The sequence below is a fragment of the Megasphaera vaginalis (ex Srinivasan et al. 2021) genome, assembly GCF_000478965.1.
Taxonomy (GTDB): Bacteria; Bacillota; Negativicutes; order Veillonellales; family Megasphaeraceae; genus Megasphaera; species Megasphaera vaginalis.
This window is the reverse complement of the sequence record NZ_AWXA01000008.1, coordinates 139,264-164,326: the sequence shown is the minus strand read 5'-3', so window position 1 is coordinate 164,326 and position 25,063 is coordinate 139,264. Positions and strand designations below refer to the sequence as shown.

The 25,063-nt window shown below is 44.8% G+C and carries 19 protein-coding genes, 3 tRNA genes and 2 pseudogenes; 18 read left to right on the top strand and 6 right to left on the bottom strand.

Annotation, left to right across the window (positions count from 1 at the left end):
* The first annotated feature begins 398 nt into the window (after positions 1-398).
* The 16 genes and pseudogenes from HMPREF1250_RS02695 to HMPREF1250_RS02610 all read left to right on the top strand — a co-directional run bounded on the left by HMPREF1250_RS02695 (position 399) and on the right by HMPREF1250_RS02610 (position 16,293).
* Positions 399-842, top strand: a complete 444-nt coding sequence (locus HMPREF1250_RS02695; RefSeq protein ID WP_023053037.1) for a PaaI family thioesterase — start codon at positions 399-401, stop codon at positions 840-842.
* A complete protein-coding gene (locus tag HMPREF1250_RS02690) occupies positions 835-1,278 on the top strand; it encodes a PaaI family thioesterase (protein ID WP_023052940.1) in 444 nt (147 codons plus the stop codon). Before HMPREF1250_RS02695 ends, HMPREF1250_RS02690 begins: the two co-directional genes overlap by 8 nt.
* Before the next feature lie 27 nt (positions 1,279-1,305).
* Positions 1,306-2,445: an acyl-CoA dehydrogenase family protein gene (locus HMPREF1250_RS02685; protein WP_023052981.1), complete on the top strand. Its 1,140-nt coding sequence runs from the start codon at positions 1,306-1,308 to the stop codon at positions 2,443-2,445.
* Between the two features lie 268 nt (positions 2,446-2,713).
* Positions 2,714-3,725: pseudogene (pheS, locus tag HMPREF1250_RS02680) on the top strand (phenylalanine--tRNA ligase subunit alpha).
* A 12-nt stretch (positions 3,726-3,737) separates the two neighbouring features.
* Positions 3,738-6,165: pseudogene (pheT, locus tag HMPREF1250_RS02675) on the top strand (phenylalanine--tRNA ligase subunit beta).
* 189 nt (positions 6,166-6,354) lie between these two features.
* Positions 6,355-6,430 (top strand) — tRNA-Ala (locus tag HMPREF1250_RS02670).
* Positions 6,431-7,018: 588 nt separating this feature from the next.
* Positions 7,019-7,094 (top strand) — tRNA-Lys (locus tag HMPREF1250_RS02660).
* Between the two features lie 1,016 nt (positions 7,095-8,110).
* Positions 8,111-9,331 carry a threonine ammonia-lyase gene (gene ilvA / locus HMPREF1250_RS02650; RefSeq protein ID WP_023053065.1) on the top strand — a complete coding sequence of 407 codons (1,221 nt, stop codon included), beginning with the start codon at positions 8,111-8,113 and terminating at the stop codon, positions 9,329-9,331.
* Positions 9,332-9,351: 20 nt separating this feature from the next.
* Complete coding sequence (locus HMPREF1250_RS02645; RefSeq protein WP_023053057.1) at positions 9,352-10,737, top strand: amino acid permease; 1,386 nt, start codon at positions 9,352-9,354, stop codon at positions 10,735-10,737.
* Between the two features lie 66 nt (positions 10,738-10,803).
* Positions 10,804-11,190 carry a RidA family protein gene (locus tag HMPREF1250_RS02640; RefSeq protein WP_023052965.1) on the top strand — a complete coding sequence of 129 codons (387 nt, stop codon included), beginning with the start codon at positions 10,804-10,806 and terminating at the stop codon, positions 11,188-11,190.
* A 239-nt stretch (positions 11,191-11,429) separates the two neighbouring features.
* On the top strand, positions 11,430-12,731 hold the full coding sequence (locus tag HMPREF1250_RS02635) for a CitMHS family transporter (protein ID WP_023053074.1): 1,302 nt from the start codon (positions 11,430-11,432) through the stop codon (positions 12,729-12,731).
* Between the two features lie 153 nt (positions 12,732-12,884).
* Positions 12,885-13,751 (top strand): aldo/keto reductase, encoded by an 867-nt coding sequence (locus HMPREF1250_RS02630; protein ID WP_023053085.1) that lies wholly within the window; start codon positions 12,885-12,887, stop codon positions 13,749-13,751.
* Between the two features lie 241 nt (positions 13,752-13,992).
* On the top strand, positions 13,993-14,610 hold the full coding sequence (locus HMPREF1250_RS02625; protein ID WP_023053091.1) for a LysE/ArgO family amino acid transporter: 618 nt from the start codon (positions 13,993-13,995) through the stop codon (positions 14,608-14,610).
* A 110-nt stretch (positions 14,611-14,720) separates the two neighbouring features.
* Complete coding sequence (locus HMPREF1250_RS02620) at positions 14,721-15,200, top strand: flavodoxin (protein ID WP_023052995.1); 480 nt, start codon at positions 14,721-14,723, stop codon at positions 15,198-15,200.
* Between the two features lie 314 nt (positions 15,201-15,514).
* Positions 15,515-16,012 carry a peptide-methionine (S)-S-oxide reductase MsrA gene (msrA, locus tag HMPREF1250_RS02615; protein ID WP_023053046.1) on the top strand — a complete coding sequence of 166 codons (498 nt, stop codon included), beginning with the start codon at positions 15,515-15,517 and terminating at the stop codon, positions 16,010-16,012.
* Between the two features lie 206 nt (positions 16,013-16,218).
* Positions 16,219-16,293: transfer RNA gene (locus HMPREF1250_RS02610), tRNA-Arg, on the top strand.
* A 131-nt stretch (positions 16,294-16,424) separates the two neighbouring features.
* On the opposite strand, the gene HMPREF1250_RS11985 is transcribed toward HMPREF1250_RS02610, so the two are convergent.
* From HMPREF1250_RS11985 to HMPREF1250_RS02590, 6 genes are all read right to left on the bottom strand, one after another.
* On the bottom strand, positions 16,425-17,174 hold the full coding sequence (locus tag HMPREF1250_RS11985) for a tyrosine-type recombinase/integrase (protein WP_231391269.1): 750 nt from the start codon (positions 17,172-17,174) through the stop codon (positions 16,425-16,427).
* Between the two features lie 84 nt (positions 17,175-17,258).
* Positions 17,259-17,630 carry a hypothetical protein gene (locus HMPREF1250_RS11980; protein ID WP_231391268.1) on the bottom strand — a complete coding sequence of 124 codons (372 nt, stop codon included), beginning with the start codon at positions 17,628-17,630 and terminating at the stop codon, positions 17,259-17,261.
* Positions 17,631-17,666: 36 nt separating this feature from the next.
* Positions 17,667-18,419: a hypothetical protein gene (locus HMPREF1250_RS02600; protein WP_023053103.1), complete on the bottom strand. Its 753-nt coding sequence runs from the start codon at positions 18,417-18,419 to the stop codon at positions 17,667-17,669.
* Between the two features lie 6 nt (positions 18,420-18,425).
* Positions 18,426-18,731, bottom strand: a complete 306-nt coding sequence (locus tag HMPREF1250_RS10865) for a hypothetical protein (RefSeq protein ID WP_051356040.1) — start codon at positions 18,729-18,731, stop codon at positions 18,426-18,428.
* Positions 18,732-18,785: 54 nt separating this feature from the next.
* The gene (locus HMPREF1250_RS10860) at positions 18,786-19,346 is read right to left on the bottom strand and encodes a relaxase/mobilization nuclease domain-containing protein (RefSeq protein ID WP_023052951.1); all 561 of its coding nucleotides are present in this window, start codon (positions 19,344-19,346) and stop codon (positions 18,786-18,788) included.
* Positions 19,295-19,630 carry a plasmid mobilization protein gene (locus HMPREF1250_RS02590; protein WP_155914479.1) on the bottom strand — a complete coding sequence of 112 codons (336 nt, stop codon included), beginning with the start codon at positions 19,628-19,630 and terminating at the stop codon, positions 19,295-19,297. The genes HMPREF1250_RS10860 and HMPREF1250_RS02590 overlap by 52 nt, the downstream gene beginning before the upstream one ends.
* Positions 19,631-19,800: 170 nt before the next feature.
* Between HMPREF1250_RS02590 and HMPREF1250_RS02585 the strand changes: the two genes are divergently transcribed.
* Both HMPREF1250_RS02585 and HMPREF1250_RS02580 read left to right on the top strand, forming a co-directional pair.
* Complete coding sequence (locus tag HMPREF1250_RS02585; protein WP_023053077.1) at positions 19,801-21,039, top strand: restriction endonuclease subunit S; 1,239 nt, start codon at positions 19,801-19,803, stop codon at positions 21,037-21,039.
* 10 nt (positions 21,040-21,049) lie between these two features.
* The gene (locus HMPREF1250_RS02580; RefSeq protein ID WP_023052946.1) at positions 21,050-25,000 is read left to right on the top strand and encodes a type I restriction endonuclease subunit R; all 3,951 of its coding nucleotides are present in this window, start codon (positions 21,050-21,052) and stop codon (positions 24,998-25,000) included.
* Positions 25,001-25,063: the final 63 nt, after the last annotated feature.

Sequence of the window (25,063 nt, the reverse complement as noted above, 5' to 3'; positions counted from 1 at the left end):
CAGCAACGGCACGGGGCAGGTATAATGACCGTGACATGTGCTGTGGTTGAAAGTCGAAGCCAGTCGCAGGCAAAGCGATCCACGTAAGGAATGGATGCCATTCCGATCATAGTGCGGCCTAGAAGTAAGACCTGCCGCGAAAAAGCGAGAGGAGCAGTAGTGGGGGACTGAACGTCTATGAGCGAACCTTCCAGCAGGCGAGTGTGGGGGTAAAAACCAGGTCAGGCATGTTGAAGAGAGTTATGACTACGGCTCTCTTCTTTTTTTATATATTCCTGATCAATATCGTTACAATACGTTGACATTCGCGATTAACGGCCGATTTGAGTTGACGCTTTTTGTTTCATATAGTAAAATATAAAGGTATTTATTTTCAACGGTAAAAGAGGTGTATCGAAATGCGGAATAAGGTCAATGAAGCCTTGATGGAGCAAGAGATACAGCGAAATCCCTTCGATTCATTCATGGAATTTCATGTGGAAAAAGCCGATGAAGAAAGTACGATACTCACCTTTGCGAACAGGGGCAATGTTTGGAACAATCCGAACGAGACGACTTACGGCGGCGTTTTATATGCTATGGCTGATTCTTCCATGGAAGCTGCCTGTGCCGTTTTCGGCAAAGCTGTTTTGACGTTGGACTTGAGTATGAATTATATTCGTCCTGCCTTTGCCGATACGCTTATACGCAGTGAAGTGAAAGTATTGCATAACGGGCGGACGACGATGGTCGCTGTTTGTGATTTCCACGATGCCGACGGCCGTTATTTGGCACACGGTAAAGGTACGTTTTTTGTGACCGGCCCGTATGTTTGTCGGGAAGGGAGTATTGCCGATGACTAATGTGCATGCTCCTGCGCATAATGATGACTGGAAGCGGCGTGTCCAGAATATTTATGAAGGCGTCTACAAAAAGGTGCCTTACTTTAAGAACTTTCCTTGTGAAATTCTGGATATCGATGAAGGCTGGGTGCGTTTGGGATTTAATATAACCCATAATTTGTGCAACTATCGGGGAATCGCTTCGGGCGGCGTGTTGGCGGCTTTTTGTGATACGTTGATGGGGATGGCCAGTCGTACGCTGGGGTACCAGGTCACGACACTGGAAATCAACATGAACTATGTTCGCAGCGTCAAGGACGGTTCAAAAATAGTCGGCGTCGGCCAGGTAGTACATCATGGCGGTCAGACAATCGTTGCCGAATGTGAGTTTTTTGACGAAGATGGCGAAATTATTGTCAAGGGCCGCTCATCTTTCTACATTTTAAAGAAAATGTAATTACGTAACGGAAGGTTGGAATCAAGGATGGACTTTGCTTTTAACGACGAACAAAAGGAAATTATCAGGGTAGTTCGCGATTTGGTGGAAAAAGAGATTGTTCCCTATGCGGCCGAAATGGATGAGAAGGAAAAACTGCACGACGGCTTGCTGGATAAGCTCGCCGCGCAAGGTTTGCTGGGAGTAGCGATTCCTGAAGAATTCGGCGGTGCCGGACTTGATGCCGTTACCATTGCCGCGATTTACGAGGAACTGGGGAAAGGTTGTGCCGGTGTGGCGACGACCGTTGCCGCCAATGCATTGGCGTCGTATCCGGTTATTATCGCCGGTAATGATGATCAGAAGAAACGATATTTCGATATTATCAACGAAGATAATCTGGCGGCGTTTGCCCTGACCGAACCGGGGACTGGTTCCGACGCCGGATCCGTATCGACACAGGCTGTCAAGACAAAGGACGGCAAAGGATATGTTTTGAACGGAACGAAGTGTTTTATTACTAATGGCGCCTTGGCGGAGGTTTTTGTCGTTTTTGCCAATACGCGCAAAGGCGGCGGTATTCGCGGCTTGACAGCCTTTATCGTTCGCAAGGGCACGCCCGGTTTTACTGTCGGTAAAGCGGAAAATAAGATGGGGATCCGCGCTTCGAATACGACGGAGCTGATTTTCCAGGATTGCTTTGTGCCGTTGGAAGATCGTCTGGGCCGTGAAGGGCAGGGATTCCGTATTGCCATGAATACGCTGGATGCGGCTCGTCCTTTTGTCGGCTCTGTGTCTGTCGGAATTGCTGAAGCGGCTTTTCGCGCCTGTAGTGAATATGCTAAGGTGCGTGTTCAGTTCGGCAAACCTATTGCGTCCTTTGAAATGGTACAGGCGATGATTGCCGATATGGCGATGAAGGTGGAAGGCGCCCGTCTTCTTGTGCAGCGTGCCTGCTGGATGAAAGATCAGGGGCTGGACTTCAGCCGTGAAGCGGCTATCGCCAAATGCAATGCTTCCGATGTGGCTATGGAAGTGACGACCAATGCCGTTCAGGTCATGGGCGGCTACGGATATATGAAAGAATATCCTGTCGAAAAATATATGCGTGACGCCAAGATCATGCAGATCTATGAAGGCACGAATCAGATTCAGCGATTAGTTATAGCGAATAAGACCTTATACTGATAAAAGAGACAATGTAAATTGACGATGAAGAAGAGAGCATAGCGTTATCTTCGCTTACAGGGAACGGCTGCTTCCTATTGAGAGGGCCGCAGTGAAGAGCATATGCGTTCACTTCCGAGTTTCTTGCTGAACGGAGTAGGCAAGGCGGGAGTTCCCGTTACAGAATACTGGAGAAGTAATTAGGGTGGTACCGCGAGACGAGACTTTCGCCCCTTTAGGGGTGAAAGTCTGTTTTTTTTGAGGAGGGCATATCATGATCAATGAACAGATCGAAGCAATTAAGAGTGCAGTAGCGGAACAATTGGCAAAAACGACGACGCTGCAGGACGTACAGGATATCCGCGTCCGGTATCTGGGGAAAAAGGGGGAATTGACGTCAATTATGAAAGAATTGAAGACGTTGTCTCCGGAAGAGCGTCCGAAAGTCGGTCAACTTGTCAATACGGCGCGGGGACTGATCGAAGAAGAATTGAGAAAAAAGACGGAAGAAGTAAAAGAGAAGGCCTTGGCTGAACGGCTTCGTTCTGAAAAAATCGATATTACCTTGCCCGGCAGAAGACCGGTTATGGGGCATGAGCACCCGCTGCACAGCACGAAGCGGCTGATGGAAAAGGCATTTTTGCAGATGGGCTTTTCCATTGTCGAAGGACCGGAAATCGAAGACGACTATTATAATTTCCAATGTCTGAATTTCCCTGACGACCATCCGGCTCGCGATATGCAGGACTCCATGTACATTACGGATAAAATTCTGTTGCGTACGCACACGTCGCCGATGCAGGCGCGTACTTTGCAGGCACATCGGCCGAATGAGCCTGTCAAGGTAATCGTGCCCGGCAAGGTCTATCGCTGGGACTACGATGCAACGCATTCACCCGTCTTTCATCAGATGGAAGGATTGATCGTCGATGAAAATATACGCTTTTCCGATCTGAAGGGAATGCTGGAAGTATTTTTTGCGTGAAATTTTCGGGTCCCAGACGAAAGTCCGTTTCCGCGCCAGTTTTTTCCCTTTTACGGAACCGAGTGCCGAAGTGGATATTTCCTGTGTCATGTGCGGCGGCAAAGGTTGTCGCGTCTGCTCACACACCGGTTGGCTGGAAATACTCGGCTGCGGCATGGTCCATCCCAATGTTCTCCGCCTTAACGGGTATGACCCTGAAAAAGTCACGGGGTTTGCCTTCGGGATGGGTGTCGAACGTATCGCCATGCTGAAGTACGGGATTGACGACTTGCGATTGTTCTACGAAGATGATATGCGGTTCTTAAACCAGTTCTAGGAGGTATACACGATGAAAAGTTCTTTACAATGGATGCAGGATTATGTCGCTGTCGATATGGAAAGAGACCCGCAGGAATTTGCCGACGTTCTTACGATGGCCGGCATTCCTGTGGAACAGGTGGAATATTGGGGCAATGATATCCAGCATGTTTATACCGGCAAAATCCTCAACATCGTCAACCATCCTAATGCCGATAAATTGGTCATTTGTACGCTCGATCTGGGAGATCGCAGATTGACGATCGTTACAGGCGCTAAAAATGTCCGTGAAGGGCAGATCGTCCCTGTTGCCGTGCATGGAGCCAAATTGCCCGGCGGCGTTACGATCAAGAAGTCGAAGTTGCGCGGAGAAGTATCGGAAGGCATGCTCTGTTCCGCTCATGAGCTGGGACTGGAGGACGGTTTGCTGCTTCCGGAGGAGCGGGAAGGAATTTGGATTTTACCGCAAGATACGCCGATCGGTGTCGATGCTCTCGACTATTTGCAGTTACGGGATACCGTTTATGAATATGAGCTGACGCCGAATCGCGCCGATTGTTTCAGTATGATCGGATTGAGCCGTGAATTTGCGGTGCTCAGTCAACAGAAAGCGATGTTTCCGGAAATTACCGTTGCGGAGAGTGAAGAGCCGATTAACGGCAAAGTAACCGTTTCCATTGAAGACGAGGATTTGTGCACGCGGTATGCGGCACGTCTTTTGACGCATGTCCGGGTCGGGCCTTCACCGCTTTGGATGCAGCAACGGTTACGTAAGTCCGGCGTTCGTCCGATTAACAACGTCGTCGATGTTACGAATTATGTCATGATCGAGTTGGGAATTCCGTTGCACGCTTATGACTATGATCACGTAGATGAACATCATCTTATTGCCCGCCGTGCCGCTCGGGGAGAAAGTCTGAAAACACTCGACGGAGTTGAACGGACCTTGACGGACGCTATGCTCGTCATTGCCGATCCGAAAAAAGCCTGCTGCGTAGCCGGTGTTATGGGGGGAATTAATTCGGAAGTTACGGAAGATACGCGGACGGTCATCTTGGAATGCGCTTCCTTCAAAGGCTCCAGTATCCGCAAGACCGGTCGTGCCCTTGGGCTTCGTTCGGAAGCGTCGGCTCGTTTCGAACGCGGTCTCGATGCCGAAGGCTGCCTGCGTTCGCTGGACAGAGCCGCGCAGCTTTTGCAGCAAATGTCGGCCTGTGACGTAGCGCAGGGGATCGTCGATATATATCCGCAGCCGCAAAAGGTGCAGCACATCAAATTTACGGCGGCGGCAGTAAATCGGTTCTTGGGAACCGAAATTCCTGCCGAACGAATGATTGCGATCTTGCAGACATTGGGCTTCGGCATCGCACAGGACGGCGCCGTTTTGACGGCTGTTGTGCCGTCCTGGCGGGGTGATTGTACGGAGATGCCCGACATAGCCGAAGAGGTAGCTCGTATTTTCGGTTATGAAAATATTCCGTCCACACGTCCTCTGAGTAATGTGTCGGAAGGGCAGGAAGGCTATCGGCACTGCATTTGCGAAAAAATATCATCGATTCTGAGCGGCAGCGGGTTAAATGAAACGGTGACCTTCAGTTTTATGAACAGCGATTCGCTTCGAAAATTACAATTTCCGGAAAATAGATCCGCTCTATCGAGCCGTTCCTATTCTGAATCCGATTACAGAAGAATTTCCGTTGATGCGTACGACGCTGATTCCGTCGTTGATGGATGTGCTTGTCCGTAATCAGGCGGTAAAAAACCAATCGGTCGGAATTTATGAAATAGCGGCAGTCTATACACCCAAGCAGCTTCCCGTTACGGAATTGCCGCGTGAGTCAATGCATGTTGCCGGCCTTCTGTATGGGCAGCGGCGCGGCGCGGCTTGGCCTGATCAGGCGGTAGATTATGATTTTTATGACCTCAAGGGACTGGTCGAAGCCGTTCTTAGCGGTCTGGAAATCGAAGCGGAGTTGGAAACTTCCGATTTTGCGCCGCTCCATCCGGGCAAGGCTGCCAGATTTGTTAAAGACGGCAAGATTCTTTGCCAATTTGGCGAGCTTCATCCTTCTGCTATCGACGGTTATGACATTGAAGGCCCTGTCTATATTTTTGAAATGGACGTCGAGGCGTTATTGCCACACGTCAACTTTGTCCCTGCATACCATAAGGTTGCCAGATTTCCGGCAATCAGCCGTGATTTAGCCTTTTTGGCGCCGTTGGAAATCGACAATGCCCGGATTTTGGGGATTATCCGAGAATATGGCGGAATTTATTTGGGAGATGTCCGTCTGTTTGATTTATATCAGGGAAAACAGGTTCCTGAAGGATTTAAGAGTTTGGCTTATTCTCTGGTGTTCCGATCCGGCGAGGGTACCTTGGCTGATGGCGATATTCAGTCTTCGATTGACAGTATCTTGAAAAAGCTTAAAGATACGCTTCATTGCGAATTGCGATAAAACTTGGATTTGTTAGCCTATAGAGGAGAGTCTTTTTTGTAGCACGTGAAAGCATGACACGAAGAAGACTCTCTTTTGCTGTCGTGTAACATGCGATATGTATGGTAATTCTACAAAAATCGGCAAAAAAATTAAATAATACCATTGAAATTTTTCCTCAAAAGTTTTATCATTATGTAGTAAGGTCTTGGGGATGTAGCTCAGTTGGGAGAGCGTACGGTTCGCATCCGTGAGGTCGAGAGTTCAAGCCTCTTCATCTCCACCAATAAAAGGGCGCCACAGATGTGGCGGCCCTTTTCTGCTTTTCTTTACCAAAAAGCCTGCAACGGTACGGAGGTATTCACTCGTGCCGTTGCAGGCTTTCTTGTACTTTTCTTTCTTTATCATTGACAATACGGCCAATTTCACTGTGATGAATTCCTTCATCAGGCCGTCAAAAAGACCGCAGTTCCGGCGGAACGAACGGAGGTTGTGCGGTACAGGTAGGCCGGCAAGCCGATTTGGTCGGCGCTCCATTTTTGAAGAAAACGGGTCCATTCCGTGGGAATAAAGATGGCAACATACTTCGGTCGCTTTGTTTTCCTGTCATGATCAGCTTGAAATCTTCTTCTTTCCCTGCTTCGCACGGCCGACTGGCATGATGGGTACGGAAGAACTTAATCACAAGGGCGCCTTCTTTGCACCGGATCTGATTAGCGCTTAAAGCATAACGCAAAGACGTTTCTCTTTTTATTGCCGGTGTAACATCCGTATTGTAATCCTGCAACTTCATGATGAGTCGCCATAAAAAGCACTTGATTTTTATCGATAAATGGTGTAACATAACGTATGTGCCTTAAAAGTGCATGCGTACGGACCATTAGCTCAGCTGGCAGAGCACCTGACTCTTAATCAGGGTGTCCAGGGTTCGATCCCCTGATGGTCCACCAATTTTATATCATGTGGCCCTGTAACCATCGTGTTACAGGGCTTTTTTTATTGAAGAACTTTGTGGCGGCGATGCAGGATATTCGAAAATATGGCATCCTTTTCATCAATTATCGTTCTTTTGCAGACTGCTGATATGGCCTTGTTTGAGGCTGAAAGGGGAAGACCGGGTGCCTGATTATTTAACGTTATCAGGGTCGGCAGTCCAACTACATCGAGGAGCAGGGGCGATGTAGTGAAGAGAGCGGCCGGTCGGGAGAGGGAAGTCAGGAATGATGAAACGATGCGCCTGCGGCTTGAATTTACAGTGGTAGAGCTAAGGCAAAGAAACAGATCGTCTTTTTATCGTTCCACGTTTTTCAGCGTAATCACGATGGATGGGAAAGAGACGCGTTTTCTGAAAAGCGGGAAGATAGCCGAAATGGCAGAAGAATAGATAATGTGATTTCATTAACATACTATATATATAAAGAAAAATGGATAATTTACATTAAATAATAAAAACATATCTTTTATAATACAAATAATATACTGAATTATAGGTTAATTTCAATATCATTAATTCAGGTTGTTTTTTTGAGGCTGTTGAACAAATTATTTGAAAATACTATTTTAAAATACTGGATTAGAAGTAAAAAATGGCTTAATAAAGGAGAATTTCGTATTCTTGCGAATATGCAAAAAAGTTGATGATGCATTTTTTCTTATGCCAATATCGGATAGTATTGTTATAAAATTCACGTGTGTTCTTGGAAGAGACAAAGCGATGATCATACTCAAAAATTTTTTATGATTAATCGAAAAATATACTTTTAATATATGAAAAATATGTAAAATATGCAAAAAATAAGCGTGAAAAAGAAAAATAAAACGGAAAACTATACAAAAATATGAATCCGTTGACAATGAACATATGTTAGGAGTATAGTAAACATGCAAAAAGATGAATGACTATTTTCTTCATATAGAAAATAGTGCAACATCTTAGCGACCGGTCAATTTTAGGGAGGAAATCGTTATGAGTGAAGATTGTGTAAGTTTGAAAATGGTGCAGGAGGCACAGGCGCGCTTAGCCGGCGTAGCACAGAAAACAGGATTGTCTTTTTCAAATTCTGTGAGCAAAGTAGCTGAGTGCAAGGTTTTCCTGAAGTTGGAAAACCTGCAGCGGACAGGGTCGTTTAAGCTTCGCGGCGCATACAATAAAGTTGCTTCATTGACACCGGAAGAACGTGAAAAGGGGGTAATTGCGGCTTCAGCCGGGAATCATGCGCAAGGCGTGGCGTTAGCGGCCAGTGAATACGGCTGTCAGTCGATTATTTGCATGCCGAAACATGCGCCTCTTACGAAGGTGGCGGCAACGCGCGGCTATGGCGCGACAGTCGTTTTACACGGTGATTTTTTTGATGAAGCGGCTGCCAAGGCGGAGGAACTGACCAAAGAGCATGGCTATACCTTTGTTCATCCCTTCAATGATCCGTTGGTTATTGCCGGACAAGGGACTATTTCTTTGGAAATCCTTGAACAACTGCCTGATGTCGATGCAATCATTGCTCCTATCGGCGGCGGCGGACTGATTGCCGGCTTGGCCGTAGCGGCGAAAAGTGTCAATCCGAAAATCAAGATCATCGGCGTGCAGACGGCGCATATGCCTTCAATGAAGACGTCTCTGGAAGAGGGCAAAATTACGACCGTAAACGGCAAACCGAGTTTGGCTGACGGCATTACGGTAAAGACGCCAGGCTGTAATACATACGAAATCTGCAAAAAATATGTCGATGACATCGTTACCGTTGATGAAACGGAAATTGCCAGCGCGATTCTTTGGCTTATCGAACGTGTTAAAACGGTGGCTGAAGGTGCCGGCGCCGTTCCTGTGGCGGCGTTGATGAATGGTAAGATATCGGGGCTTCATAACAAAAAAGTCGCTGCTCTTGTCAGCGGCGGCAACATTGATGTCAACAATATGACGCGTGTTATCAACAGCGGATTGCTTCGCTCATGGCGCAAGGTGTTCTTTGAAACCGTCGTTCCCGATCGTCCCGGCGTATTGGTTAAGCTCTTGTCTATTATCGCGGAATCCAACGCCAACGTGCTTTCTATCACCCATGAACGGAGCCAGCATAATATCGGCATCGGTCAGACTGCCGTCTCCTTTGAGCTGGAAACGGCCAACGAAAAGCATGTGGAACATTTGGTGGCGGAATTACGGGCTCAACATTATCATGTTACGTTAAAATAACTGTTCAGGAGGATTTTTAAATGGAATCTGAAAAAATGCAGCGCGGTCTCAAGCCGAGACACGTGGAAATGATTGCTTTAGGCGGGACAATCGGTGTAGGTTTGTTCATGGGATCTGCCAGTACGATCATGATGGCCGGTCCTTCCGTATTGCTTTGTTATGCCTTAACCGGCGTCGTCATGTTTTTCATCATGCGCATTATGGGCGAAATGTTGTATCAGGAACCGGTTACCGGCTCTTTTGCAACGTACGCACACAAATATATCAGTCCTTATGCAGGTTATCTGACGGCTTGGGTTTATTGGTTCATGTGGGTTGCTATCGGCCTTTCGGAAGTGACGGCTGTCGGCATTTACGTTAAGTATTGGTTCCCCTTACTGCCGCAATGGATTGCGGCATTTGGCGGCATGGTCGTCGTAGCTGTTGCCAATATGGCTGCCGTTAAATATTATGGTGAATTTGAATTTTGGTTTGCGCTGATTAAGGTTGTGACGATTATCGTTATGCTTTTCGTCGGCGCCGCTGTTATTCTCTTCGGCTTCGGCAATAACGGCGTTCCCGTCGGTATTTCCAATCTTTGGACGAACGGCGGTTTCATGCCGAACGGCTTCGGCGGCATGTTGGCTGCCATGTGTGTCGTTGCCGCTGCCTTCCAAGGCGTCGAACTTGTCGGCATAACGGCAGGGGAAGCGCAGGATCCGAAGAATACGTTGAAGAAAGCTACGAAAAATATCGTCTGGCGTATTCTGATCTTCTACATCGGTTCGATTTTCATCATCCTTTCCATTTATCCTTGGAATCAGGTAAGCCTTATCGGCAGTCCCTTTGTTATGACCTTTGCTAAGGTCGGGATTTCCTTGGCGGCCGGCATCATCAATTTCGTCGTACTGACTGCGGCTCTTTCCGGTTGCAACAGCGGTCTTTACAGCTCCGGCCGCATGTTATACACGCTGGCTCAGAACGGCCAGGCTCCGGCTATTTTCAAACGCTTGTCTGCTTCCGGCGTACCGCGCATCGGCATCGGCATTACGATTGCGCTCCTGATTGTCGGCGTCACCCTGAACTACATGATTCCCGATTCGAAATTGTTTATTTACCTTTATAGCGCTTCCGTTTTCCCTGGCATGATCGCTTGGTTCGTGTTGGCTTATGCACAGAAGAACTTCCGCAAATATTGGGGTGAAGAAGTGATGGCGAAACATGATTTCAAGTCGCCTTTGTATCCCTATGCCAACTGGTTCTGCATTGCGTTCCTGGGCTTAGTCACTGTCGGCATGTGGTTCAACACCGATACGAGAATGTCTCTGATTTCTTCTTGGGCATTTATTGTGGCTATTACGGTGATCTATTATATCTGCGGCCTGAATAAGAAAAAATACGACAGAGACGGAAAACTTGTGGAATAAATGACGCAATAGCGTAAAATAAGTTGTATAATATAATCAATAAATTATAAAGGAGAGTGTTTTCTTATGGCAGTAGATGTAATTAAAACGGAAAAAGCACCGGGCGCGGTAGGTCCCTATTCACAGGCGATTAAAGCAGGCGATTTCCTGTTTGCTTCCGGTCAGGTCGCTCTTGACCCGGCAAAAGGAAAGCTTGTCGGCGGCGGCGTCGTTGATCAGGCGGAACAGTGCATGAAAAATGTCGGCGCGTTACTGGAAGCGGCAGGGCTTTCTTTCGATCATGTCGTCAAGACGACGGTGTATTTGACAAATATCGAGTATTTTGGAGCCGTTAATGAAGTGTACGGTAAATATTTCCAAAAGACATTGCCCGCTCGTTCCTGCGTCGCTATTGCCAATTTACCGAAGGGCGCCAGCGTGGAAGTAGAAGTTATTGCCTATTGCGGCAAATAAGCGATATTGCGCGACAGTTTCCGATGATTCGGAGACTGTCGTTTTTTATTTGCGTCTCCCGGCGTAGTTACTTATAATAAAAGTAGTTAGTCGATACGATTTTTGTCATTTACGGCGGCAGCGAATTTTTTGCCGGGATCAGTCGCGTTTGGTTGCCTGTGTTTTGAAAAGAGCAATTGGCAGATGCAGGTACTGTACACCATTGATGAAAATATTTCCAGTTGAAAGAAGTGTGTAGAATGACTGCTGTCTTCGGGTTTGCAACGGTAATTATTTCCGTCGTTTTTATTTTGCGGCGTATCATGGGACCGATACCCGCTTTTATTCTTGTTCCTGCCGTTATTTCGTTGACTGCCGGTTACGGTTGGCAGACCGGTGACTTCATATTGAAGGGCATGCGGGCTGTGGCGCCTATCGGTATTATGTTCATTTTTGCCACACTGTTTTTTGGCGTTATCATCAGTGCAGGTACGCTGCGGCCTATTGTTCACTTCATTTTTCATGCAGTCGGTCATGACCCGGTACGGATTTGTATCGGTACGGGGATTCTGGCGCTTTTGGCGGAAATGAGCGCCAGCGGCGTCGTTACGGTTATGGCCGTCATTCCGGCGATGCTGCCGCTCTTTGACGGGTTGGGTATGCGCCGGACGACGTTGGCTACGGTGTTATCCCTGAGCGCCGGTTTTCAATGTACGCAGCCCTGGGGATCGACGGCGCAACGTTGCATGGTGGCGTTGAATCTGACGTCGCACGAATTATGGGTACCGATCATTATTCCCCTTGCTGTCGGACTGCTCAGTATTTTTTGTATTGACTGTTATCTCGGACGTTGTGAGCGCAAGCGGATCGGTCTTGCCAGACTGGCTGAACCGATTCAGTTGAAGCCGACGGTAGATGAAATCAAAATGGCTGAGTACGAACGTCCGAAACTTGCAAAATTCAATATGCTGCTCGTTGTCGTTACGATCGGTGTTTTGATCTCCGGCATGGTCCACGCGGCCGTTGTTTTCATGATTTCGCTGGCAATTGCGCTGGTCGTCAACTATCCTCGGGTGACGGAGCAGAAGTTCATGCTGGCCTATCATTCGCATAGCGCCTTGACGATGGCCGGTATCGTCTTTGCCACAGGATCTCTCGTCGGGGTCATGAACTGTACGGGAATGATTCAGGCCATGGCCGAGGCCTTGGTCATGATTATTCCGGTTGTTCTGGGGCCGCATATGGCGGTTATCGTCGGCGTTTTTGCCATGCCGGCGACACTTCTCTTTGACCCGTCGTCATTTTATTTCGGTGTGTTGCCCGTTCTTGCTGAAGCCGGTACGACATATGGCATTATGCCTGTCGAAATGGCACGGGCCGCCTTTTTCGGACAAATGAATATGGGATTTCCCGTCAGCCCTCTTACGGGCACTACGTTCATGCTGGTGGCGATGGCCAAACTCGATTTGGCAGAGCATCAGCGCAGGACCATTCCCTGGGCTTTTGCCGTCACGATCATCATGCTCGTTACCGCACTTGTTTGCGGTGTTGTACCGGCATGAGTCCGTCTTTGCAAAACGTCGTAAGCATAAAGAAATATAGGAAATACGTATTTTACATAGGTGACAATATTTCGTATACTTAAAGACAGAGGAGCGTGCTTCTCTGTCTTTTGTCAAACCGTCAATTTATCGAATAAAGGAAGGTGTATTGAGATGATCTTTGAAGAAACGTTTACCCTTCATAACGGTGTGAAAATTCCAAAATTGGCTTTGGGAACATGGCTTGTCGCCGATGAAGACGCCGGTGCTGCCGTAGCGGCTGCCTTGCAGATCGGTTATCGCCATGTCGATACGGCACAGGCTTATCGGAATGAAGCCGGCGTCGGTGACGGAATACGTAAGTCCGGCGTGAAGCGGGAAGATGTTTTTGTGACTTCCAAAGTTGCTGCTGAACGAAAGGAGTATGCCAATGCCGCAGCGTCTATCGACAGATCGCTGAAAAAAATGGGATTGGACTACTTAGACTTGATGATTATCCACAGCCCACAGCCGTGGAAAGCTGTCAACCAATCTGACGATCGGTATTTCGAAGGAAATCTGGCGGCCTGGAAGGCCTTGGAAGACGCTTATAAAGCAGGTAAGGTTAGAGCTATCGGCGTTTCCAATTTTCTGGAAATTGATTTGGAGAACATTAGCACTCATGGCGAGATAAAACCGATGGTCAATCAAATATTGGCTCATATCGGCAATACGCCGTTCGCGCTTATCGATTACTGCCAACATAGAGACATCGTCGTTGAAGCGTATTCGCCGATTGCTCACGGCATGGCCCTGCAGGCGGAAGAAATTACTGCCATGGCTGAAAAATACGGCGTTTCGGCGTCGCAGCTGTGTATCCGTTATGATTTGCAGCTCGGTATGGTGGTTTTGCCGAAAACTGTAAATCCTGAACATATGAAGAGCAATGGAGCCGTCGATTTCGTTATTTCGGCTGAAGATATGGAACGGCTGAAACACGTCAGTCCTTTGAAAGATTACGGAAAGGATAGTTTTTTTCCTGTATTTGGCGGCAAGATGTAAGATCGGTGACGGCGGCTTTCAGCCGCCGTTTTATTTTACTGTCAGACGATTTTTTGCGCGGTGAGGGAATACCGACCTGGCAGATGATCGTTTTCGATTGGGCAGAGAAGCATTCCGGACCGGCGTCATAACATCTGTATGTACGTCGCCGTTTCGTTTGCATAGAAAGGCAGGGAGAATTTGCCAATCTTGATACCGGGATGCTATAATCAGTCTATCAATCGGTAAAGGGGTCGTAAGCGTGGATGTGTATATACAAGGGTTGACGATGGGACTGGCTTATGTGGCGCCCATCGGCTTGCAGAACCTCTTTGTCATTAACAGCGCTTTGTCTTTATCGACAGGCCGTGCCTTGCTTACGGCATGGATCGTCACCTTTTTTGATGTTACGCTGGCTTTGGCTTGCTTTTTCGGCATCGGCTTTATTATGGAAGCATATGAATGGCTCCAGGCCGCGGTTCTGCTTGGCGGCAGTCTGGTTATCATTTACCTTGCCGTCGGTCTGATTCGCGCGGGAGAAAAAACGGTTCTCCATGAAAAAAGCCGCTTTACGCTGCGCCGGACCGTTATTACGGCTTGTGTCGTGACCTGGTTCAATCCGCAGGCGATTATTGACGGGACCATGATGCTGGGGGCTTTTCAGGCGTCACTGCCGCCGGAATCCGGCGTTTTTTTTATTAGCGGCGTTGTTTCGGCTTCTTGTCTTTGGTTTTCCTCCATTACGTTGATTGTTTCCCGTATCGGCAATATTCTGACCGGCAAGGTATTACAGTGGATCAATCGTCTTTGCGGCGTCGTTATTCTCATCTACGGTCTTATTCTGTTGCGTCATTTCATCACTTTGGCTTCTATCTTTTAATTGTTTTACGGTAAAACAGCGGAGGAAGGCATTTCGCAATAGACGGCAAAAGAGGAGCAAGGATTGTGTATTTTTTTATCGGCGCAGTTATTATTTAGGAGGAAGATAAATTGGAAACGAACGTGTTAGTGGCTTATTTTTCTTGTACAAATGTGACCAGAAAGGTTGTCGCAGATCTGGCTGCTATAACGAAGGGGGATCTCTTTGCGATTACGCCGCAAGATGCGTATACGAAGGAAGACTTGGACTGGCAGAATAAAAACAGCAGAACGTCGAAAGAAAAAGAGGATCCTTCTTTTCGCCCTGCGATTGCCAACAGCGTGGCGCATATGGAAAAATACGATACGATTTACTTGGGCTTTCCCATCTGGTGGTACAAGGCGCCGAATATTATCCTGACTTTTTTGGAAAGTTATGACTTTTCAGGGAAAACGATCATTCCCTTCTGCACCTCAGGAGAGAGCGATTTCGGCAGTACCGTTTCTTTGTTGAAAAAAGTCTGTTCCGAAACGGCCGTCTGGAAAACCGGAAGAGTATGCAACGGTCATCCGTCGCGGGAATTGCTGACGAGATGGGTGCATAAATTATGATGCATACAACGGCGTGACGCTTACTGAGATCGATATTTTACGGTTATTGCAATCTACCGTTGGAGCGGCGGAACGACTAGGTGGGATATCCTTAGGTGAAAACAGGAATTGGCGGTATAACGGTTCAAAAGGGATGTTCGAATATGGCTGTGAGAGAAGGCCGTGCGGTGCGTGTCAAGGCAGCGTGAAAAGACGATAAAACGATGCTCGTTACCATCGCCTGGCGAAAGCGTGAAAATCAGGACGAAGGTGCGCCAGGTGGCGAACGTTGCCACCTGTAGTAAATCATGGTAAAAATGGCGGGAGGTGTGCGCGTGGAAACGGAAATTTATCTGGCAGGAGGGTGCTTCTGGGGCCTTGAGGCGTTGTTGCAGAAGGCGCCTTGCGTGGTGTCGACGGAAGTCGGCTATGCCAACAGTCGGCGTCCGCAGCCGACGTATGAACAAGTCTGTACCGGTGCGACGGGAGCGGCGGAAACGGTGAAGGTTGTTCATGACGGTACTGTCACGGGGTTAAAACGGATCTTGACGGTGTTTTTTGAAGCCATCGACCCGACATCGTTGAATCGGCAGGGCTTCGATGTGGGAACGCAATATCGGACAGGTATCTACTATCTTGACGAAGAGAGCAGGCACATCGCCGAAGCGGTTTTGGCGGAAGAATCCAGAAAATATGATCGGCCTGTTGTAACGGAAATCATGGCGTTGGAGAATTTTTATTGCGCTGAAGCATATCATCAAGATTATTTGAAGAAGAATCCCGGCGGGTATTGTCACCTTGACCTGAGCAAATGGGATTTTACGAAAGAATAAACGGTCTTCCCGCCTTGCGGCCAGCTGTTCGATTGCAATCAATGAAAGTTGTCGAAAATGCGGCTTGCATCATGGGACTGTTGACTTCATCTCGCTGTCGAGATCGCAAAGACGAATCGTTGATTCCGCCATGCCGGCAAGGGCGATAAAAAATTCTTGAAATCATGGCAATTTCATGGTATTATCATTAAGTACGAATTATGCATGCGCCTATAGCTCAGGGGATAGAGCACCGGTCTCCGGAACCGGGTGCGCAGGTTCGATTCCTGCTAGGCGCACCAGCATAAAAAAGGCCTCTCGAAAATTCGAGAAGCCTTTTTTTTATGTTTGAGCCCAATTTTGAGCCCAATTGGATTTGAATTATTGGAAAAGGTACGTACATATGAAGCCTTTTCTTCTTAAAAATCATTCTTCAAGTATCGTTTGGAGCGATAATCGAATCAAGCGCAGTTACGGCAACACCTTGATTGGCCAGCGTTAAATGTGAATAGGTGTCTAAGGTCATGTCAATGCTGGCATGACCTAACCTTTCTTGAACGATTTTGGGGTTTATTCCGGCTAATAATAGTAGTGTTGCATGAGTATGCCGTAAGTCATGAAAGCGAATATGACGCATGATTTTGGCATCTTTTAAAAGTTTTTGGAATTTTCTTGAACTGTAGTGCCTTTTGTTATAGCCGCGTCCAAATAGGCCGCCTATGATCCAATCACAATTCTCATAAAGATTTCCTACATTTTCTCTGTATGAGAGTTGCATTTTTTTGTGCTGCTTTAATGCATGCACTAAGTTAGACCCGATTTGTATTTTTCGTCCGTATCCTGTTTTAGGGCTTGTTATGGATTGACCCTTTACATCTGATTTAGATCTTTGCACAGATAGAAAGGATGTGTGAACATTAAAATCACCCCATTTCAATGCCATGATTTCACCAAGACGCATTCCTGTATAAACAGCAATCATAACGCCTATGTAGAGATCGGCGGCACCCATCCAATCTCCTATGTTAGTAGAAGCTTTAGCCTTCTCTACTTGGTCTTTCGCGACATCCAAAAGTCTTTGGACTTCTAACTCTGATAGGGGATGGATTTCTTTCTTTTCTACCTTTGGAGGCATAGTAAGTTTTGCAGGATTTGAGTTAGTAAGGCCTAATTTTATCGCCATGTCAATGCAAGATGTCAAATAGCGTCTTTGATTACGCACTGTTACAGGTGCTAAACCCTGTTTTTTGCGACCACCGCTAAATAATTATTGCTGGAAAAACTGTTGTAGTGCAGTGGGATTTAGCTTGTTAAGGCGGATTCCTTTAAACGCTTTGCCAACCGGATCTAAACAACATGCATATTTTTCCAGAGTGGAAGGCCTTACTGAGTTTTTCATGTAAACATCCAGCCATATTCGGATCCAATCATCCAGCATGGGATTGATATCGGCACTTTTATTTGAGCTTTCGTAAAAACTTAGCCATTCACGACCTTTTTTTCGCGCATCGGCAGCTTTCGAGGCATAGAAAGCTTTTCTGCGAGTGTTTCCGTCTTTATCTTTGTAAGAAACTCGGTACTGGTAACGATTACTGGCAGCTAAATAACGAATAGATCCTTCGCCATTACCACGTGCCATACTTTATCCTCCTTTCCATTGAATGGCATGCAAATTTTATTCTCTTTGTTCATGTTGTTTCAGCGTTTCTACATAGGTCATCTGATTGTCAGGATCAAACCAATACTTAGCATCTCCCTTATAAAGGCTATGGATCATACTGACCTGTGTATGTAGCCCCTGTAATTCGTTCTTCATTTTGTAGTTTAGGGAAAGTTGGAATAAAAGCAATATGGTGAGAATAGCGACGACAAGCTTTTTCCCAAAACTCCAAAACCTAAGCTTTTCACGACCATACGTAAGTAGCACTTCCAAACGAGTTGCAGTTACATCTAAGCGTTCGCATAGGCCTTTGCTATAAGTTCTTCCTGCATCATCAAGGTGTGAAAAAAGTTCTTCCAACGTCTTTTTTGTGCGGGCATCCGCAGCGTCTGCAGAGTTAGCGATTCTTTCTTCCAGTGTTTTTAATGCCTCAATCACAGGTGCGATTTGTCTTTCGTTTTTTTCATCGGATTGACGTATGATTGCTTTCAATGAGCGCATTAATTTATTTTGCTCAACCATCGTGTTACAAATCTCTGCGCCAAAATGGAGAGAGTCCGTTTTTAATTGTAGATTTTTGTTTCTTAAGGAATATAGGCGTTCAGCTATTTCTTCATCTTCAGATATGGTTTGTTCAGGCGGCATTACATTCTTTTTTGCGCTTGATGACGAACCGCCTAATCCAATTCCGCGACGATTTCGCTTGCGGATAATCTCTAATTTTTTTTCGTTGTTGTTTTCATTGTTGTTATTGTCCATTAAGTTCATATGTCATTACCTCCCAAGCTCTATAGAGCGATTTCTTTTCAAAATTTTTATAGGTTGCTTTTCTAAAGATTTAGAACGACTAAGTGCTAAATCTTCATCGGTTGACTGCTCAACATGTTTGTCTTTGTTTGCTTTAAATGCTTTTTCCATAGATTCTTTCGATTCTAATTGCTTTAATGTAAAGGTCTTCGCTAGATTTGCACTTCGCACTTTGCGCGATGGATTATCCATATAACAAAAAGTGACATGTTTACGATTATCATCCCATTTGCACAACACTCCTTTTTCGTTGCAGTTCAAAATAAAATCCATTTTACTGTCAGCCGCATTTAGAGATTCATATACACGTTTTGCTATGTCAGCCTTTCAAGATTTACCTTGCTCGATTAATTTGTACTCTACGATATTGTGTGTAATCACCTGACCTTCCTTTTGACTGCGTTTTCCTACTTCCAACGTATTATCAAGCTCTAAACTGTGGCATATATTTTGCACTTTGTTCATGATTTCATGCATCCCTTTACGCCCGGCTATTTGGAGCTTTTTGCCTGTTTCTAAATTAACTGAATTTACAATCATGTGTACGTGCAGATGATCCGTATCATTGTGCATTCCCAACCAAATTTGATGATTAGGGAAGGTTCCTTTTGCGACCTCAATGGCCTTATCAAATAACTCTTTTTTGGTAAAACGTTTTTCTTCTTCCGGAGAATATGCCAATACCATGTGATGCGCTTCACGGCCTCCGGATTTATGATGGATATCACGGATATAGGCAAAGTCTTCAATGGCATCTTGATAGTACGGGCTGCATTCTATACCTTCAGAAAATAAGACGCGGGGCCGGGTGCTATCTTTTTCATATTGAACATACTTTATAGATCCGCTTGCGCTACCGGATCCTTTGCCTGCGCTAATAGCTGCCATAAGCTTTTCAACTCCTGCTCATATTCGGCACTTAGAATAGGGTTTGAGTAATTGTGCTTAATCATCCAGTGGCGAATTGTATTGTAGTGTCTTTGCAGACCCAATAGCGGTCGCAATATGGCTTGCGTATCCATTTCATTGATAATTATTTTGCCGTTTAAAATGGCGTAGATAACGAATGTGGAAACGTTCATTCCGGCGATACAAGCCAACTCATTTATGATTAGCCATTCTTCCTCTGTAAGTCGTATATAGAGCCGGTGCGTTTTCTTCGGTTTGCTCATTTTGATTTGCTTCAAGGGGTGCAGGGGACTCCCTGCCCGTCGGAGACGAACCAAGCTGCTTTACGTACAATACGTGTATTGTACGTACAAATAGTATGGTTCGTACCGTAGAAGCTAGACCTCCTTTCCATTTGAAAGTTGGGCGAATAACTTTTCCAGCTCGGGAATAGTTGTTAGCCCATACTTGTTTTCTAAAAACTCGCCAATCTTGCTTCTACGGGCTTGGATTCTTTCTTGCAAGGTTTGAAGGATTTACTGACGATTGGGAACAGCGTAAGTTGGGAGAAATAGGCTCGATTTCAATGTGCCGCCGTATTTTCAAGGAACAGACATCAGAAGTTGGAGATATACCTTTTTATAAGATTGGAACATTTGGTGCCGAACCTGATGCCTTTATTCCCAGAGGGCTTTTTGAAGAATACAAATCTAAATATCCTTATCCGCAAAAGGGTGATATTTTGATTTCAGCATCGGGCAGTATCGGCAGAACCGTTGTATTTACTGGAAATAATGAGTATTTTCAGGATTCAAATATCGTGTGGCTCAAGCACGATGAAAGGCTCTCAAACCAATTTTTGAAGTGTTTTTACTCAGTGGTAAAGTGGGATGGAATTGAGGGCAGCACCATAAAAAGGCTGTATAACGATAATATTCTTAACACAGTCATTTGTATGCCATCTGTTCCTGAGCAAGAGTTCATAGGGGTATTCTTTGAAAATCTTGACTATCTTATCACCCTTCATCAGCAGAAATACGAAAAGTTTCTCGACCTAAAAAAGGCTATGCTTTACAAGCTTTTTCCCAAAGAGGGAGAAACGACTCCGGAAATACGGTTTGACGGTTTTAGTGGAGAATGGGAAAAAAGAAAGTTAGGAGAATTGGGTGAAATAATTACAGGAAGCACACCGCCAACTTCAATTAAAAACAACTATAGCAATGATGGACTAATGTGGGTTACACCAACAGATATAAAGGGAAGCGTAACTATTGACAGTGAAAGAAAACTTAGTGTGGAAGGAAAGAAAACTGCGAGGATAGTTCCCAAAGATACTATATTAGTAACTTGTATTGCTAGTATTGGTAAAAACACAATATTGGGAAGAGAAGGAAGTTTTAATCAACAAATTAACTGCATTATTCCTTATCGTGGGAAATATCATCCTTACTTTTTACTGACAGAAAGTGTATTGTGGTCAAATTATATGAAAAAGAATGCTGGATTAAGTGCAATGCAAATTGTAAATCGCTCAGAATTTTCAAAAATAATTACATTGACTCCATCTTATGAGGAACAAAAAGCAATAGGAGAATACTTTTCTAAACTTGATCAACTTATAGAACTTAACAAAGAAAAGCTTGAGAAGCTAAAAAATATTAAGTCATTGTTGCTTGATAAGATGTTCGTCTAGGAGCCGAAAAATGCTATTTAACACGGAAGCTGAATTTGAAAAAGCGGTGATTGACACTTTAGTACAATATGGCTGGAAAGACGGGGTTATTTACTATCCTACCGAAGAGGCGCTTATACAAAATTGGGCGGATATTTTATTTCAAAATAATCAGTCAAAAGATAAGCTGAATGATGTGCCTCTAACGAGAACGGAAATGGACCAAATTTTAGAGCAGATTACTGCTCTGCAAAGTCCTATGAGGCTCAATGGTTTTATTAACGGCAGGAGTGTCTCGATTAAAAGGGATAATCCTGACGATGAGCTGCATTCGGGTAAAGAAGTCAGCTTGAAAATCTATGACAGGCAAGAGATTGCCTTTGGGCAGAGCAAATATCAAATTGCTTGCCAGCCGAAGTTTAAAGCGAAATCTTCTATCTTAAATGATAGAAGAGGCGATTTGATGCTGCTTATTAACGGCATGCCAGTGATTCATTTGGAGCTGAAGAGAAGCGGTATTGAAGTTAGCCAAGCATATAACCAAATCGAAAAATACTCTCATGAGGGGATTTTTAGAGGTCTCTTTTCTCTTGTGCAGATATTTGTAGCCATGCAGCCGGAAGAAACCGTTTATTTTGCCAATCCCGGAGAAGGAAAGTTCAATCAAGACTTTTATTTTCACTGGGGAAATGATAAAAATAAACCGATTAATAATTGGGCGCACGTCATAGCGGACTTATTAAATATTCCGACGGCGCATCAGTTGATCGGGTTTTATACGGTCGCTGACAGCAGCGATGGTATTTTAAAGGTCATGAGATCCTATCAATACTATGCGGCCAAAGGCATAGCCGAGAAAGTAGCGGAAAACGATTGGTTTGAAGGGAATCAATTGGGCGGCTACATATGGCATACAACGGGATCCGGAAAGACCATGACCAGTTTTAAATCAGCGCAACTTATTGCATCTTCCAATGACGCTGATAAAGTTATCTTTCTCGTGGATAGGAAAGAGCTTGCTACGCAATCTTTAAGTGAGTATAGGGCCTTTAAAAATGATGATGAATCAGTGCAGGCTACAGAAAACACCAACGTCCTAATTAGCAAGCTAAAGAGTAATGATTACGACAATACGCTTATAGTCACATCCATTCAAAAATTATCCAATATTAGTGCGGACTCGGAAGCTTTGAATACGGCTGATGTTGAAGCTATTGCGAAAAAGCGATTGGTCATTATTGTCGACGAGTGCCACAGATCCACTTTTGGCAGAATGCTTACAACGATAAAGAAAACTTTCCGAAATGCTCTTATGTTTGGGTTTACGGGTACGCCTATTCAAGAAGTCAATATCAAGAAAGACAGCACCACATCAACGATCTTTGGAGAAGAAATTCATAGCTATACTTTAGCGGATGGTATCAGAGATGGAAACGTTCTCGGATTTGATCCGTACATGGTAAAGGTGTATCCGGACGAAGATGTTAGAGAGCAGGTCGCTTTGCATGAGGCTAAGGCGGAGTCTCTTGACGACGCTATGACGGATAAAAAGAAAACAGAAGTTTTCCTCAAATTTATGAACTCTTCTGAAGTAGGCATGTGCGGAAAACGCGTTAATAACAAATGGGTCAAGGGCATAGAAGACTATGTGCCCAATGCGCAATACGAAACGGAAGAATATCGACTGGCCGTCATTACTGATATAAAGAAGAAATGGACTTTATATAGTAATAACAATAAATTTCACGCTATTTTTGCCACCTCCAGTATTCCTGAAGCGGTTGCTTACTATAGGCTTATGAAGAATGAAATGGAAGGGCTTAATATTACCGCTATGTTTGACCCGACCATAGATAACAATGGACAAACCTCTCTGGATAAAGAGGATGGCATTGTAGAAATGCTTGAAGACTATAATGCGAAGTATGATATGTCATTTACGATTCCGACTTATGATAAATTCAGAAAGGATGTCAGCACCAGACTTGCTCATAAGGAGCCATACGAAAACATCAATAGAGATGAACAAATCGACATTTTGATTGTTGTCAATCAAATGTTGACAGGGTTTGACGCTAAAAGGGTGAACACCCTGTACCTTGACAAAGTGCTTGAATATGAAAATCTCATTCAAGCGATTTCAAGAACGAACAGGGTCTACAACAGAAAAGAGAAACCATTTGGAATTATAAAATGGTACAGAAGACCCAACACGATGGAGAGAAATCTAAACGAAGCGATTAAGGCGTATTCCGAAAATGTTCCGCAAGGTTTATTTGTGGATAAATTACCAGCTAACATCAGAAATATGAACAATGGCTTTGAAAATATAAGGGACTTGTTTGAAAACGCCGGTATTGAAAATTTTGAAAAACTGCCGGAAGATGATCGAGTCAAGGCAAAGTTTGCGAAAGAGTTCAATGCATTTTCAAGGCATCTGGATGCGGCTTTAATTCAGGGCTTTGAGTGGAGCGTTAGGGAGTATAAAGATAAGACTGAGGGCTCTACCGTTTCTGTCATCTTCACAGAAGAAGACTATTTAAAGCTTTTAGCCAGATATCATGAATTACCGAAAGCTGACCCGGGGTCCGGAACCGATGATGCTCCCTTCGATATAGATACTCGAATTATAGAGTACGATAGTGAGAAGATTGATAAAGACTATATGAACTCTCGATTTGAGAAATATACCAAGTTATTAGCGGAAGATATTTTCTCAAAAGAGGCGGAAAAGTTAAGGAAAGAACTGCATAGTTCATTTTCCATGCTTTCCCAAGAAAGACAAAAACTTGCGGGGAGCCTGCTTTACGGCATTCAGACTGGCAAGATTGATCTGGATCCAAATAAAACTTTTAACGATTATATCAATGAGATGCTTGGTAAACTTGAAAACAGAAAAATAAAAAGAGTCGTTAAAAATCTTGGTTGCTCTGAAGAGCTTTTACGAGAGCTATTCAGGAAAGGAGTTACTGAGACTAATATTTCTGAATATGGAGTCTTCGATGAATTGAAAGAAAGCTGTGATCGAGAGAAATCACGGGAATTTTTCGAGGCAGAACATGGAGAAAGCTATTCTGATAGTTATCTGTCTATGTACATAGATAAATATTTGCGGTATTTTCTTTTGCATAACGGAGAGGATCAGTTTGTTGAAATAGACCATGAAGAAGTCCTCAATGAGGAATATAAAACGAAAGAGTACAAGCAAATCGATGTTGCTCTGACCGAGGAAGACATAAAGGATACAAAAATTGTAACTACGGTTCCCACTGCGCAACTAAGCGCATGGTATAAAGAAGGCGGTGCCTTGGCATCGATCATTGAGAGCGATGCGTTTGCTTATGTCGATGATCATTTATGCCTGAACAAAGATACTTATTTGGAAAAGAACGTATCCGGTGCCTTTGCGCTAACGGATTATGCGAAAGAACATGGAGAAGAGTGTTTCTTAAAGTTTATTACAGACGAAGATGGAAAGCTTAAATATGTGACTTTACCGTCAGCTCTGGGATCTAAATCGTTTAACTGTCATGACCATATACCGGAAGAGTTATCGGTCCAATACGGTTTAGTAAATGAGATGTCCGGTGAAATGTTAAAAGCTATAAATAATCTTGAGTTTGGCAATGCACTACAAAAACTAATGAGCAAACAAGTATGCAACTATTCATTCAAGCTTTTAGAAAATACCACGGGGTTAGGCAAGTTAACTATTAGCAACATGAGGAGAGGTGTAGACTTAAACAAGCTCAATGTCATATCGACTTGCTTGGGAGTCCATCTGCCGTCACGAGTGTCGAAAAAAATGCTGGAATTAGCGGGGATTACTCTTGATGTGGATTTGCCGGGGAAAGAAGGAGTGGAGAATGCCACTTACGATATGCTGCTTCATCTTAAATGGGCAGCTGATTATGACGATATTATAGAAGAGCTGGCATCGCAAAATTTAAATCACCTTTTAAGCAAGCCAAAATCAAATTAAACAGCATGCATCAACAAAAGGGATCGGATTGCAATCCGATCCCTTTTGAATTGGGTAATAACT

What these genes read in the sequence shown, in the direction of transcription:
- HMPREF1250_RS11985 (WP_231391269.1), bottom strand. Translation starts at nt 17,174, where the DNA reads ATGGCGATAAAATTAGGCCTTACTAACTCAAATCCTGCAAAACTTACT.
- HMPREF1250_RS02630 (WP_023053085.1), top strand. Translation starts at nt 12,885, where the DNA reads ATGATCTTTGAAGAAACGTTTACCCTTCATAACGGTGTGAAAATTCCA.
- ilvA (WP_023053065.1), top strand. Translation starts at nt 8,111, where the DNA reads ATGAGTGAAGATTGTGTAAGTTTGAAAATGGTGCAGGAGGCACAGGCG.
- HMPREF1250_RS02645 (WP_023053057.1), top strand. Translation starts at nt 9,352, where the DNA reads ATGGAATCTGAAAAAATGCAGCGCGGTCTCAAGCCGAGACACGTGGAA.
- HMPREF1250_RS02580 (WP_023052946.1), top strand. Translation starts at nt 21,050, where the DNA reads ATGCTATTTAACACGGAAGCTGAATTTGAAAAAGCGGTGATTGACACT.
- HMPREF1250_RS02600 (WP_023053103.1), bottom strand. Translation starts at nt 18,419, where the DNA reads ATGAACTTAATGGACAATAACAACAATGAAAACAACAACGAAAAAAAA.
- HMPREF1250_RS10865 (WP_051356040.1), bottom strand. Translation starts at nt 18,731, where the DNA reads ATGGATTTTATTTTGAACTGCAACGAAAAAGGAGTGTTGTGCAAATGG.
- HMPREF1250_RS02635 (WP_023053074.1), top strand. Translation starts at nt 11,430, where the DNA reads ATGACTGCTGTCTTCGGGTTTGCAACGGTAATTATTTCCGTCGTTTTT.
- HMPREF1250_RS02695 (WP_023053037.1), top strand. Translation starts at nt 399, where the DNA reads ATGCGGAATAAGGTCAATGAAGCCTTGATGGAGCAAGAGATACAGCGA.
- HMPREF1250_RS02690 (WP_023052940.1), top strand. Translation starts at nt 835, where the DNA reads ATGACTAATGTGCATGCTCCTGCGCATAATGATGACTGGAAGCGGCGT.
- HMPREF1250_RS10860 (WP_023052951.1), bottom strand. Translation starts at nt 19,346, where the DNA reads ATGGCAGCTATTAGCGCAGGCAAAGGATCCGGTAGCGCAAGCGGATCT.
- HMPREF1250_RS02640 (WP_023052965.1), top strand. Translation starts at nt 10,804, where the DNA reads ATGGCAGTAGATGTAATTAAAACGGAAAAAGCACCGGGCGCGGTAGGT.
- HMPREF1250_RS11980 (WP_231391268.1), bottom strand. Translation starts at nt 17,630, where the DNA reads ATGGCACGTGGTAATGGCGAAGGATCTATTCGTTATTTAGCTGCCAGT.
- HMPREF1250_RS02685 (WP_023052981.1), top strand. Translation starts at nt 1,306, where the DNA reads ATGGACTTTGCTTTTAACGACGAACAAAAGGAAATTATCAGGGTAGTT.
- HMPREF1250_RS02590 (WP_155914479.1), bottom strand. Translation starts at nt 19,630, where the DNA reads ATGAGCAAACCGAAGAAAACGCACCGGCTCTATATACGACTTACAGAG.